Origin of the sequence: Pseudomonas sp. 10S5, from assembly GCF_035019745.1 — a bacterium.
In the GTDB taxonomy this organism is placed as follows: domain Bacteria; phylum Pseudomonadota; class Gammaproteobacteria; order Pseudomonadales; family Pseudomonadaceae; genus Aquipseudomonas.
The window spans coordinates 194,737-207,851 of record NZ_JASJVL010000006.1 but is presented as its reverse complement, the minus strand read 5'-3'; the positions used below and the strand labels follow the sequence as shown (position 1 = coordinate 207,851).

General features: G+C 55.5%; 15 protein-coding genes. All 15 read left to right on the top strand.

Annotated features, from left to right (window positions below; translation table 11 throughout):
- Window positions 1-9 precede the first annotated feature (9 nt).
- Complete coding sequence (gene iscU, locus QN378_RS08565) at window positions 10-396, top strand: Fe-S cluster assembly scaffold IscU (protein WP_322167960.1); 387 nt, start codon at window positions 10-12, stop codon at window positions 394-396.
- Window positions 397-447: 51 nt separating this feature from the next.
- Window positions 448-771 (top strand): iron-sulfur cluster assembly protein IscA, encoded by a 324-nt coding sequence (gene iscA / locus QN378_RS08560; protein WP_322201468.1) that lies wholly within the window; start codon window positions 448-450, stop codon window positions 769-771.
- Window positions 772-779: 8 nt separating this feature from the next.
- Entirely contained in the window at window positions 780-1,301 is a 522-nt protein-coding gene (gene hscB, locus QN378_RS08555) for a co-chaperone HscB (RefSeq protein WP_323549004.1), read from the top strand.
- Between the two features lie 44 nt (window positions 1,302-1,345).
- Complete coding sequence (gene hscA / locus QN378_RS08550) at window positions 1,346-3,208, top strand: Fe-S protein assembly chaperone HscA (RefSeq protein WP_322201473.1); 1,863 nt, start codon at window positions 1,346-1,348, stop codon at window positions 3,206-3,208.
- A 3-nt stretch (window positions 3,209-3,211) separates the two neighbouring features.
- Window positions 3,212-3,553 carry an ISC system 2Fe-2S type ferredoxin gene (fdx, locus tag QN378_RS08545; protein WP_322201475.1) on the top strand — a complete coding sequence of 114 codons (342 nt, stop codon included), beginning with the start codon at window positions 3,212-3,214 and terminating at the stop codon, window positions 3,551-3,553.
- 14 nt (window positions 3,554-3,567) lie between these two features.
- Window positions 3,568-3,768, top strand: coding sequence for a Fe-S cluster assembly protein IscX (iscX, locus tag QN378_RS08540; RefSeq protein WP_322201477.1), 201 nt, complete (start codon window positions 3,568-3,570; stop codon window positions 3,766-3,768).
- A gap of 89 nt (window positions 3,769-3,857) precedes the next feature.
- Complete coding sequence (gene ndk, locus QN378_RS08535) at window positions 3,858-4,289, top strand: nucleoside-diphosphate kinase (protein WP_322201479.1); 432 nt, start codon at window positions 3,858-3,860, stop codon at window positions 4,287-4,289.
- A 23-nt stretch (window positions 4,290-4,312) separates the two neighbouring features.
- Window positions 4,313-5,461, top strand: a complete 1,149-nt coding sequence (gene rlmN, locus QN378_RS08530) for a 23S rRNA (adenine(2503)-C(2))-methyltransferase RlmN (protein ID WP_323549001.1) — start codon at window positions 4,313-4,315, stop codon at window positions 5,459-5,461.
- Between the two features lie 14 nt (window positions 5,462-5,475).
- Window positions 5,476-6,234: a type IV pilus biogenesis/stability protein PilW gene (gene pilW, locus QN378_RS08525; RefSeq protein WP_322201482.1), complete on the top strand. Its 759-nt coding sequence runs from the start codon at window positions 5,476-5,478 to the stop codon at window positions 6,232-6,234.
- On the top strand, window positions 6,234-7,220 hold the full coding sequence (locus QN378_RS08520) for a RodZ family helix-turn-helix domain-containing protein (RefSeq protein ID WP_322201484.1): 987 nt from the start codon (window positions 6,234-6,236) through the stop codon (window positions 7,218-7,220). Before pilW ends, QN378_RS08520 begins: the two co-directional genes overlap by 1 nt.
- Before the next feature lie 3 nt (window positions 7,221-7,223).
- Window positions 7,224-8,333, top strand: coding sequence for a flavodoxin-dependent (E)-4-hydroxy-3-methylbut-2-enyl-diphosphate synthase (gene ispG, locus QN378_RS08515; protein WP_323548999.1), 1,110 nt, complete (start codon window positions 7,224-7,226; stop codon window positions 8,331-8,333).
- 21 nt (window positions 8,334-8,354) lie between these two features.
- Complete coding sequence (gene hisS, locus QN378_RS08510; protein WP_323548997.1) at window positions 8,355-9,644, top strand: histidine--tRNA ligase; 1,290 nt, start codon at window positions 8,355-8,357, stop codon at window positions 9,642-9,644.
- Between the two features lie 39 nt (window positions 9,645-9,683).
- A complete protein-coding gene (locus tag QN378_RS08505; RefSeq protein ID WP_323548995.1) occupies window positions 9,684-10,325 on the top strand; it encodes a tetratricopeptide repeat protein in 642 nt (213 codons plus the stop codon).
- Entirely contained in the window at window positions 10,318-11,472 is a 1,155-nt protein-coding gene (gene bamB / locus QN378_RS08500) for an outer membrane protein assembly factor BamB (RefSeq protein WP_323548994.1), read from the top strand. The genes QN378_RS08505 and bamB overlap by 8 nt, the downstream gene beginning before the upstream one ends.
- Window positions 11,473-11,628: 156 nt before the next feature.
- Window positions 11,629-13,092, top strand: a complete 1,464-nt coding sequence (gene der, locus QN378_RS08495) for a ribosome biogenesis GTPase Der (RefSeq protein WP_322201492.1) — start codon at window positions 11,629-11,631, stop codon at window positions 13,090-13,092.
- Window positions 13,093-13,115: the final 23 nt, after the last annotated feature.

Genomic DNA, 13,115 nt, shown 5'->3' with positions numbered 1-13,115 from the left:
TTAAGTACCATGGCATATAGCGAAAAGGTCATAGACCACTACGAGAACCCGCGCAACGTCGGCAAGATGGACGCGGAAGATCCAGATGTGGGTACCGGCATGGTCGGCGCCCCGGCGTGCGGCGATGTAATGCGCCTGCAGATCAAGGTCAACGAACACGGCATCATCGAAGACGCCAAGTTCAAAACCTACGGTTGCGGTTCGGCTATCGCCTCCAGCTCCTTGGCTACCGAGTGGATGAAGGGCAAGACTCTGGATGAAGCAGAGACCATCACAAACACTCACTTGGCCGAAGAACTGGCGTTGCCTCCAGTTAAAATCCACTGCTCTGTACTGGCGGAAGACGCCATCAAGGCAGCTGTTCGCGACTATAAGCAGAAGAAAGGCTTGCTCTAATCCCCGAGGGAGGAGAGCCTTTACGAAGCTTGATTCAATTAAGGAGTTTCGATGTCTATCAGCATGACAGAAGCTGCCGCTCAACACGTACGTCGCTCCCTTGCAGGGCGCGGCAAAGGTGATGGGGTTCGCCTGGGTGTTCGCACTACAGGTTGTTCCGGTCTCGCCTATGTGTTGGAGTTCGTCGACGAGGCGGGTAGCGAAGACACCGTGTACGAATTGCACGGTGTCAAAGTGATCATCGATCCCAAAAGCCTGGTTTATCTCGATGGCACTGAACTCGATTTCGTCAAGGAAGGGTTGAACGAAGGCTTCAAGTTCAACAACCCTAACTCGCGCAGTGAATGTGGCTGCGGCGAAAGCTTCAACATCTGAGGCTGACCGTGGGTACTCCTTGTCATTTCGCTTTATTCGAGCTCAAACCGGATTTCTGTTTGGATCTCGATCAGTTGGCCGCACGCTACCGTGAACTGGCGCGCACCGTACATCCAGACCGCTTTGCTGATGCTCCCGAGCGTGAGCAACGGCTGGCGCTTGAGCAATCCGCCAGTCTCAATGAAGCCTATCAAACGCTAAAAAACGCACCTAAACGGGCACGTTATTTACTCACGTTAGGCGGTCATGAGATGCCGTTGGAAGTCACCGTGCAGGACCCTGAGTTTCTTCTGCAGCAGATGCAATGGCGCGAAGAGCTTGAGGATTTGCAAGATGACGCTGATTTGGCTGGTATTGCTGTGTTCAAGCGTAGGCTAAAAGCTGCTCAGGATGGATTGAACGAAAGCTTCGCTGCCTGTTGGAATGACGCTGTACGACGCGAACAAGCTGAACGGCTGATGCGACGTATGCAGTTCCTCGACAAGCTCACCTACGAAGTGCGCCAGCTGGAAGAGCGCCTCGACGACTAACCCCGTGCCGCCTTTGGCTGCACGCCTGTGAAATTCAGATAAGCATGGCCCTACTGCAGATCGCCGAACCCGGCCAAAGTCCTCAACCGCATCAGCGACGTCTGGCGGTTGGAATCGACTTGGGCACTACAAATTCGTTGGTCGCTGCATTACGCAGTGGTCTTTCCGAGCCTCTGGCCGATGGTGAAGGGCAGGTTATTCTGCCGTCCGCCGTGCGCTATCACTCCGATCGTATTGAAGTGGGGCAGAGCGCTAAAGACGCCGCCGCGCTTGATCCGTTCAACACCGTTTTGTCAGTCAAGCGACTGATGGGTCGAGGCTTGTCCGACGTGAAGCAATTGGGTGAGCAGCTGCCTTACCGCTTCGTCGGTGGCGAGTCGCACATGCCCTTTATTGACACGATTCAAGGGCCTAAAAGCCCGGTAGAAGTGTCGGCAGAAATTCTCAAAGTGCTGCGTCAGCGCGCCGAAGCGACCTTGGGTGGCGAATTGGTGGGTGCGGTGATTACCGTTCCGGCTTATTTCGATGATGCTCAGCGGCAAGCCACCAAAGATGCTGCTCGGCTGGCCGGCCTCAACGTGCTGCGCCTGCTGAACGAGCCTACGGCCGCAGCGGTTGCTTATGGCCTGGATCAACACGCCGAAGGCGTGGTAGCTATCTATGACCTGGGCGGCGGCACTTTTGATATCTCCGTTTTGCGTCTGACGGGCGGCGTCTTTGAAGTCTTGGCAACCGGCGGCGACACGGCGCTGGGTGGCGATGATTTCGATCACGCCATTGCCAGCTGGATAGTGAGCGAGGCTGGGCTTTCCTCCGACCTTGATCCTTCTGCCCAACGTAGCCTGCTGCAAACTGCGTGCGCTGCCAAAGAAGCCTTGACTGAAGTCGATTCGGTCAAGGTCGTGCACGGCGACTGGCATTCGGTACTGACTCGTCAAGCGTTCGATGCGATGCTCGAACCCATGCTGGCCCGCAGCCTCAAATCATGTCGGCGCGCTATTCGCGACGCGGGCATCGAAGTCGAAGACGTTGAAGCCGTGGTCATGGTCGGCGGTTCGACCCGTGTGCCGCGTGTGCGAGAGGCTGTCGCCGAGCTGTTTGGTCGCCAACCATTGACTGAAATTGATCCTGATCAAGTAGTAGCCATTGGCGCTGCGATCCAGGCCGATACGTTGGCGGGCAACAAGCGTGATGGTGAAGAGTTATTGTTGCTCGATGTGATTCCGCTGTCTTTAGGGCTTGAAACCATGGGTGGTCTGATGGAGAAGGTGATTCCACGCAACACCACCATCCCCGTCGCCCGTGCTCAGGATTTCACCACCTACAAAGACGGTCAGTCGGCCATGATGATTCATGTGCTGCAGGGCGAGCGTGAGCTCATCAGTGATTGCCGTTCCCTGGCGCGTTTTGAATTGCGCGGCATCCCGCCGATGGTAGCTGGGGCTGCAAAAATCCGCGTCACCTTCCAGGTTGACGCCGATGGTTTGCTCAGTGTCGCTGCTAGAGAGCTGGCATCGGGCGTCGAGGCCAGCATCCAGGTCAAGCCATCCTATGGCCTTACTGATGGCGAAATTACCCGCATGCTCAAGGACTCGTTCCAGTATGCCAGCGATGACAAGGTTGCTCGCGTACTGCGTGAACAGCAGGTTGACGCTCAGCGCCTGTTGGAGGCAGTCCAGGGCGCGCTGGATGCAGACGGCGATCGTTTGTTGGATGCAGAGGAGCGCGTGGTCATTGAGGCGCAAATGCATGAGCTGAATGAATTGATGCAAGGCACGGATGGCCCTGCCATCGAGCTACAGACCAAGCGGCTATCGCAAGTGACCGATGCTTTCGCTGCTCGCCGCCTGGATTCAACTGTCAAATCCGCGCTGGCGGGGCGCAAACTGAATGAAATCGAGGATTAACTGATGCCGCAGATCATTTTTCTGCCACACGCCGAGCATTGTCCGGAGGGTATGGTTGTGCAGGCTGAGGCCGGTCGATCCATTCTCGATGTGGCCCATGACCACCATATCGAGATCGAAAGCGCCTGCGGCGGCGTTTGCGCCTGCACGACGTGTCACTGCATTATTCGCGAAGGCTCTAATTCGCTGAATGAGGCTGATGAACTGGAAGAAGACTATCTTGATCGGGCTTGGGGTCTGGAGGCGCAATCGCGTCTGACTTGTCAGGCAATCGTGGGTACTGAGGACTTGACCGTTGAGATACCGAAATACTCCCTTAACCATGCAGCCGAAGCAGCGCACTGATTCAAGGAGTTTTTATGAGTATTAAATGGACGGATGTGCTTGAGATCGCCATCCAATTGGCTGAGAGCAAGCCAGAGGTGGACCCGCGCTACGTGAACTTCGTCGAACTCCAGCGTTGGGTAATTAGCCTGCCAGAGTTCGATGATGATCCGGTGCGTGGCGGCGAGAAGGTTCTGGAGGCTATTCAGGCTGCCTGGATCGATGAGGCGGACTGAGCCAACAGTGCGTTAGGCAATACCCCTAAACCCGCGTACAATACGCGGGTTTAATTTTTCGCTTTAATCACCGTTTCTGGAGTTTCACCATGGCTGTTCAACGTACTTTTTCCATCATCAAGCCTGATGCTGTTGCTAAAAATGTAATCGGCGAAATCGTTACTCGTTTCGAAAAAGCTGGTCTGCAAGTGGTTGCTTCGAAAATGAAGCAGCTGTCCAAAGCTGAAGCTGAAGGCTTCTACGCTGAGCATAGCGCTCGCGGTTTCTTCGGCGACCTGGTTGCTTTCATGATTTCCGGTCCGGTTGTCGTTCAGGTTCTGGAAGGCGAAAACGCCATCGCCAAAAACCGCGAATTGATGGGCGCTACCAACCCTAAAGAAGCGGCTGCTGGCACTATCCGTGCTGACTTCGCTGATTCCATCGACGCCAACGCTGTACACGGCTCCGATTCCGAAGCGGCTGCTGCACGTGAAATCGCTTATTTCTTCGCCGCTACCGAAGTAACCGCTCGTAACGCCTAAGGCTAACGAGTGAGGGTGAAAAAATGACAACATCGACTGGCAAAACCAACCTGTTGGGTCTGACTCAACCGGAAATGGAAAAATTCTTCGACTCGATCGGGGAGAAGCGTTTTCGTGCCGGTCAGGTAATGAAATGGATTCACCACTTTGGCGTCGGAGATTTCGACGCCATGACGAACGTCAGCAAGGCCTTGCGCGAAAAGCTCAAGGTCTGCGCTGAGGTTCGCGGTCCTGAAGTCGTCAGCGAAGACATATCCACCGACGGCACCCGTAAATGGGTGGTGCGCGTGGAGTCGGGCAGCTGTGTCGAGACTGTTTACATTCCCCAGGGCAAGCGCGGCACTTTGTGTGTTTCGTCCCAGGCGGGCTGTGCGCTGGATTGCAGTTTCTGCTCCACTGGCAAACAGGGCTTCAATAGCAACCTCACCGCTGCCGAAGTCATCGGTCAGGTGTGGATTGCCAACAAATCGTTTGGCAGTATCCCTGCTACGGTCGACCGTGCCATTACCAACGTGGTGATGATGGGCATGGGCGAGCCGCTGCTCAATTTCGACAATGTCATTTCCGCCATGCTTTTGATGATGGATGATTTAGGTTATGGCATTTCAAAGCGCCGGGTGACGTTGTCCACCTCTGGCGTGGTGCCGATGATTGACGAGCTTTCCAAGCACGTTGACGTTTCGCTGGCGCTTTCACTGCACGCACCCAATGATGAGTTGCGCAGCCAACTGGTACCGATCAACAAGAAGTATCCGCTAAAGGTTCTGCTTGAGTCCTGCCAGCGTTATATGGCGTCATTGGGTGAAAAACGCGTATTGACCATCGAATACACGATGTTGAAAGACATCAACGACAAGGTTGAGCACGCAATCGAAATGGCGGAGCTGCTCAAGGACATTCCTTGCAAAATCAACTTAATCCCATTTAACCCGTTTCCGCACTCTGGCTATGAACGTCCGAGCAACAACGCAATACGACGTTTCCAGGATCAGTTGCACCAGGCTGGCTACAACGTCACAGTGCGCACCACCCGTGGCGAAGATATCGACGCTGCGTGCGGCCAGTTGGTGGGGCAGGTCAATGACCGCACCCGCCGCAGCGAGCGGTATATTGCTGTGCGTGAGTTGAGTGCCGAGGGCGATGTGGTCCAAAGCGCCGCCACGTCGAACTGATCGGGACTATGTTCATGACCTTGCGTACTGCACTGTTGCTCTGTTTGATTAACGTGCTGGCCGGCTGCGTGTCATCGGGAACCATCAATCCGTTGAGTACCAGCAAGGGCCGCGATGAGGCGCGCGCTGCTTACGTGCAGCTAGGTGTTGGCTATCTACAGCAAGGGCAAACCGAACTGGCCAAGGTTCCGCTGAAAAAAGCCCTTGATATGGACAGCTCGGACCCTGATGCCAATGCGGCGCTAGCTTTGGTCTTTCAGGCCGAAATGGAACCGGATCTAGCAGACAAGCAGTTTCTAAAGGCGCTGTCAGCACGTCCCGGTGACGCGCGAATCCTGAATAATTACGGCAGTTTTCTCTACGAGCAAAAGCGTTACAAAGACGCTTACGAACGATTTCAACAGGCCGCTTCAGATACTTTGTATCCGGAGCGTTCCAGAGTTTTCGAGAGCCTGGGGATGACCTCCATGAAGCTCGAAAAACGCGACGAAGCCCTGGCTTTCTTCACCAAAGCATTGGGCCTCAATCCTCGGCAGCCGAGAACATTGCTGGAAATGGCTGAGTTGTCTTACGAAGACGGGCATTATGTGCCCTCCCGTGATTATTACGACCGTTTTAGCCAGCTGAGCGATCAAAATGCACGTAGTCTATTGCTCGGTACGCGATTGGCTAAACGTTATGGTGATCGCAACAAAGCAGCCAGTTATGCGTTGCAATTAAAAAGACTCTATCCCGGCTCGCCGGAATATCAGCAATACCAGTTGGAGCAATGATGAAAGCGGCGCATCCCGAAGTTGTAGCAGCCACTCGTGTCAACCCTGGCGAAACTTTGCGCCAAGGTCGCGAGAGTAAAAACTGGTCGCTGCCTGATGTGGCTTCGAGGTTAAACCTGACCGTTGCTTTTCTGGGCAACGTGGAAACCGGCGACTTTGAAAAGCTGCCAGGGCATACATTCGCTCGTGGTTATATCCGCGCCTATGCGAAGTTGCTCGGCCTTGATCAAACCGCCCTTGTTCAGCAGTTTGATCATTACACCGGAACTGATTCCCACGGTAGCAACGTACATAGCTTGGGCCGTATCGAGGAACCGGTGCGGCTGTCACACAATATTTTGCGCATCGTCAGCTTGTTGCTTCTGGTAGTGCTGGTAGGTGGTGGCTTTTTCTGGTGGCAGGATCAGGCGTCAATGCGTGGCAAGGAGCTGGTAAACACCAATCTGGAGCATGTCGAAGTCGAAAGTGCTGACGGCACCACTCAGATTCATCCTCTGGATGGGCCGGAAGATCAAGTTGTGGCGGATTCTCAAGGCACTACCTCGACGTTGGCGCTTCCCGCAGGTACCCAAGCGGCCGAGGTTGCGCCCGCCGCGCCGGCGACTTCGGTCGTAGCGCCTTCTGCCAGCGTAACTGCGGCGCCAGTCCATGTTGTACCTGTGACGCCGGCCACCACCGTTTCGCCGACGCCAGCGACCACAATGCCGGTCACCACCTCAGGCGTCCAGCCTACGCCTGAAGCCGGTGCCGGGCTGCTCAATATGCGGTATGTGGCCGATTGCTGGACTCAAGTAACCGACGGCAACGGCAAGGTGCTGCTGAGCGGTGTCAAGCGCAAGGGTGAGAACCTGGACGTCAGCGGCAAGCCGCCGTTCAGTGTGCGACTGGGCTTCGCTCGCGGGGTTCAGTTGACCTATAACGGCCAGGCCGTTGATCTGGCTCCTTTTTCCAGCGGCGAAACTGCTCGCCTAAAATTAGGACAATAATTCATGCACGGCGAATCCCCTATCAAGCGTCGCGAAACGCGTAAAATTTGGGTCGGCTCCGTACCGGTAGGCGGCGATGCACCCATCGCCGTGCAGAGTATGACCAACAGCGACACTAATGACGTGGCCGCCACTGTCGCCCAGATCAATCGTCTGGAAGCAGCGGGCGTGGACATCGTGCGGATCTCAGTACCGGACATGGATGCAGCTGAAGCCTTCGGCCGAATCAAACAGTTGGTCAAAGTGCCGTTGGTGGCTGATATCCATTTTGATTACCGAATCGCCTTGCGCGTCGCCGAGCTGGGCGTCGACTGCTTGCGAATCAACCCAGGCAATATCGGCCGCGAAGATCGGGTTCGAGCCGTTGTGAGCGCTGCCCGTGATCGGGGTATTCCGATCCGTATCGGGGTCAACGCCGGATCGCTGGAAAAAGACCTGCAGAAAAAATACGGTGAGCCGACGCCGGCTGCGCTGGTCGAATCCGCGTTACGCCACGTCGAGCATCTGGATCGTTTGGACTTTCAGGATTTCAAAGTCAGCGTCAAAGCCAGTGATGTGTTCATGGCGGTGGAAGCCTATCGATTGCTGTCCAGGCAAATCAGCCAACCGCTGCATCTGGGTATTACCGAAGCGGGCGGCTTGCGTTCTGGCACTGTGAAATCCGCAGTCGGCCTCGGGATGCTGCTCGCCGAGGGAATTGGCGATACTATCCGCATCTCGCTGGCCGCTGACCCGGTTGAAGAGGTGAAAGTTGGCTATGACATTCTGAAATCGTTGCGCCTTCGTTCTCGTGGGATCAACTTCATCGCCTGTCCGAGCTGCTCGCGGCAGAACTTTGATGTGGTCAAGACCATGAACGAGTTGGAAACGCGCCTTGAAGATTTGTTGGTGCCGCTGGACGTCGCGGTGATCGGTTGTGTGGTTAATGGTCCGGGCGAAGCTAAAGAGGCCCATATCGGCCTCACGGGCGGTACGCCTAACCTGATCTACATCGACGGTAAACCTGCGCAGAAACTGACCAACGATAATTTAGTGGATCAGCTCGAACGCTTGATCCGTCAGAGAGCTGCCGAGAAAGTCGAAGCTGACGCAGCGCTGATCGCGCGCGGCTAATTTAGTTTTTAAGGATTTTTTGTGAGCAAGCCTTTGCAAGCTATTCGGGGCATGAACGACATCCTGCCGGATCAGACGCCGCTGTGGCGCTTTTTTGAAAGTACGGTTTCGCGACTGCTGGATAATTACGGCTACCGTCAGATTCGTATGCCGATTGTCGAGTTCACCGAGCTGTTCAAGCGCTCAATCGGTGAAGTGACCGACATCGTCGAAAAAGAGATGTACACCTTCGAAGACCGTAACGGTGATTCCCTGACCCTGCGGCCTGAAGGTACTGCTGCGTGTGTCCGAGCGGTGCTTGAGCACGGGATTACCGGTGGTGGCCAAGTGCAAAAATTGTGGTACATCGGTCCGATGTTCCGCCACGAACGTCCGCAGAAAGGCCGTTATCGTCAATTTCACCAGATCGGCGTGGAAGTATTCAACCTCGACGGTCCGGACATCGACGCAGAGTTGATCGTGCTGACCTGGCGCTTGTGGGGGTTGCTGGGTATTCGCGACGCGGTCAAATTGGAACTCAACAGCCTGGGCACCAGCGCAGCACGTGCGCGTTATCGCGAGGCTTTGGTTGAATTTCTTTCTGCGCGCTTGAGCGAGCTGGACGAAGACAGTCAGCGTCGTTTGAAGACCAACCCTCTGCGCGTTCTCGACACCAAGAATCCTGAGACTCAAGCAGTCCTGATTGATGCGCCGAAACTGGTGGATTACCTCGATGATGAATCCCGCATCCATTTCGACGGCCTGAAAGCGCGTTTGGATGCTGCCGGTATTCCCTATGTGATCAATCCCAAGCTGGTGCGCGGGCTGGATTACTACAGCAAGACCGTTTTCGAGTGGGTCACCGATCAACTGGGCGCCCAAGGCACTGTATGTGCGGGTGGCCGCTACGACGGTCTGGTCGAGCAAATGGGCGGTAAGCCTACGACCGGAGTTGGTTTTGCAATGGGCATCGAGCGTTTGGTATTGCTCCTCGAAAGTCTCGGGCAGATCCCGGAAGATATCTCGCGTCAGGTCGATGTTTATTTATGTGCCTTTGGTGAAGCGGCCGAATTAGCTGCCTTGGCGCTGACTGAACGTGTGCGTGACCAGTTGCCGAACCTGCGTTTACAGGTAAACGCCGGGGCTGGCAGTTTCAAAAGTCAATTAAAGAAAGCCGACAAGAGCGGTGCGTTGTACACCCTGATCCTGGGCGAAGACGAGTTGGCTCAGCAGGTGGTAGGCGTCAAACCCCTGCGTGGCCAGGGCGAACAACAAAATATTGCTTGGGATGCTCTCTCAGAGCACCTGGCCTCCTGCATTGTGCAGGGTTGAAGCTGATAAACAGCCGATTTAGCGAAAAGGAGTATTGGGGTGTCGCGTACCGAAGATGAAGAGCTGGCAGTGATGAAAGACTGGTGGCAGCGCAACGGCAAACCCTTGGTCACCGGCTGTCTGGTCGTGACGATCGTGGTGCTTGGCTGGCAGGCTTGGCACAGGTATCAAACGAGTCAGTCACAAGGTGCATCGATGCTTTATCAAGCATTGCTGGAAACCACGCTGACTCCGAATGGTCAGCCTGATGCCGCGCGCGTTGCGGATATCTCCAGCAAGCTAAAAAGCGATTTTGGCGGCACGGCTTATGCTCAATACGGCAGGTTGCTCGTCGCGAAAGTTGCGGTCGATACCGGCAAGCTGGATGATGCGGCAGCTGAACTCAAGGCCGTGGTCGACAAGCCTGTTAGTGAGGCGCTGGGTGAAGTTGCGCGCCAACGCTTGGCTCGCGTCTTGGCTGCACAGAATAAGGTTGATGACGCCCTGAAGCTGCTCGATGGCGATGCTGACAAGGCATTTCTGGCCAGCCGCGAAGAACTTAAAGGCGATTTGCTGGTACAGCTTGGCCGTACCGATGACGCTCATGCTGCTTATGAAAAAGCCAAATCCGCGCTGTCAGAAGAAGCGGCGGTAGGTGGCCTACAAATGAAGCTAGACGACCTGGCGAAAGGGGATGCGTGACGTGATGCGTTGGAAACATGCAGCATTGCTGGCCCTGGCCCTTTTGGCCGCGGGTTGCAGCAGCAATGGTAAAAAAGAATTGCCCCCAGCCGAGCTGACTGACTTCAAAGAAGAAGTAGTTTTGCAAAAGGAATGGAGCCGCTCCATCGGTGACGGTCAAGGCGACATCTATAACATGCTGACTCCGGCAATCGACGGCGAGCATATCTATGCCGCCGACGTGAAGGGCGTGATCATGTCGCTGGACCGCAATACCGGTGACGTTGTCTGGAAGAAAGCCCTCGAGTTGCCTGTTTCCGGTGCCGTTGGTTCGGGCTACGGGCTGATCATGCTCGGTACGCTAAAGGGTGAAGTCGTCGTATTGGACGCCACCACCGGTGACATAAAATGGCGTGCTCGCGCTACCAGCGAGATATTGTCAGCACCCGCCACCAACGGTGATGTTGTCGTCGTCCAGACTCAGGATGACCGTGTGATCGGCTATGACGCCGCCACTGGTACCCAGCGCTGGATCTACGAAAGCACCCCGGCGCTACTGACATTGCGTGGTACTGGTGCACCGATCGTCACTAACCACCTTGCATTGGCCGGGTTGTCGACGGGTAAGGTAGTAGCGTTGAACACCAGCAACGGCGTTCCAATATGGGAGCAGCGCGTTGCGATCCCACAAGGTCGCTCGGAGCTTGATCGTGTCGTTGATATCGACGGCGGCCTGTTGCTGTCGGCCGACAAGGTTTACGTTGCGACCTATCAGGGCCGAGTTGCTGCTCTGGATCTGGAAAGCGGTCGTATTCTTTGGCAGCGAGACGCCTCTAGCTACTCGGGTGTTGCCCAAGGATTTGGTAGCGTTTATGTGACCTTGGCAAACGGCACAGTGCAAGGTATTGATGAGCGTTCGACAACTGCTCTCTGGAGCAATGACTCGTTGGCTCGCCGCCAATTGGGTGCGCCTGAAGTGTTTTCCAGCTACGTGGCAGTCGGCGATATGGAAGGCTATCTGCACCTGTTGAGCCAGGTGGATGGGCGTTTCGTAGGTCGTGAAAAAATTGATGGCAATGGCCTGCGCGCCCGTCCGTTAGTTGATGGCGACACCATTTACGTTTTTGGCAACAGCGGCAAGCTGGAAGCCTTGAAGATCAAGCAGTAACTGTCTATGCGTGAGGTCGCTGTCTATGCTTGAGGCATATGACCTCTCATAACCTTGCTTCGGCAAGGCTCGCGGCACTTCAAGTGCCGCTCCGAACACCGGCCGCTGCCCTGCAGCGGCCTTTGTATTTTCTGAAATAACGAAGTGGAGAGCCGCATGGTTCCCGTAATCGCCCTGGTGGGCCGACCGAACGTCGGCAAGTCCACCTTATTCAACCGCCTGACCAGGACTCGCGACGCTATCGTCGGCGATCTGTCCGGTCTGACCCGTGATCGCCAATACGGTGAGGCCAAGTGGCAAGGGCGTTCCTACATTCTGGTCGACACCGGCGGTATCTCTGGTGATGAGCATGGCATGGACGAAAAGATGGCCGAGCAGTCGCTGCTGGCCATCGAAGAAGCCGATGTTGTGTTGTTCCTGGTAGATGCTCGCGCCGGTTTCACCGCTGCTGACCAGATGATCGGCGAGCATCTGCGCAAGCGGGGCAAGCGCTCCTACGTGGTTGCCAACAAGGTCGACAACATCGACCCGGAAATGGCCCGCGCTGAATTCAGTCCGTTAGGCATGGGCGACGCTATACCGGTTGCCGGCGCGCACGGTCGTGGCATCACCCAGATGCTGGAAATCGCCTTGGGAGATTTCCCGAAAGATCCTGAAGAAGAAATCGACGAAGAACACGTCGAGGAAGGTCAGGAAGCCAAGCGTATTCCGGGCCCGAGCGAAAAAGACGGCATCAAGATCGCAATCATCGGCCGTCCTAACGTCGGTAAATCGACACTGGTCAACCGCATGCTCGGTGAAGACCGGGTCATCGTCTATGACGAGCCGGGCACCACCCGTGACAGCATCTATATCCCGTTCCAGCGCGGTGATGAGAAGTACACGCTGATCGACACCGCAGGTGTGCGCAAGCGCGGCAAGGTCCACGAGGAAGTTGAAAAATTCTCCGTGGTCAAAACCCTGCAAGCGATCAAAGACTCCAACGTCGTCATTTTTGTGATGGATTCGCGCGAAGGCGTGGTTGACCACGATCTCAACCTGTTGGGCTTCGTGCTGGAATCGGGTCGTGCGTTGGTTATCGCGTTGAACAAGTGGGATGGCATGACGCCGAGCGAGCGCGACTACGTCAAGGTCGAGCTACAACGTCGGTTGTTCTTCGTCGACTTCGCCGACATCCACTTCATCTCGGCGCTGCACGGCACTGGCGTGGGCAACCTTTACCAGTCGGTGCAAAACTCATTCATGTCTGCGGTTACCCGCTGGCCGACCAACCGTCTGACCCAGATTCTCGAAGACGCCGTCACCGAGCATGCACCGCCGATGGTTGGCAGCCGCCGCATCAAGCTGCGCTACGCTCACCTGGGTGGTGCCAACCCGCCGTTGATCGTGATCCACGGTAACCAGGTTGAAAAAGTTCCCAAATCTTATGTTCGCTATCTGGAAAACACCTACCGCCGGGTCTTGAAACTGGTCGGTACGCCAATCCGGATCGAGTTCAAAGGTGGCGAGAACCCGTATGAAGGCAACAAAAACACGCTGACAGACCGTCAGGTCAACAAAAAGCGTCGAATGATGTCGCACCACAAGAAAGCCGACAAAAAGCGCAAAGATAAGCGCTGATTGTGTAACGGACTTTTTCAAGA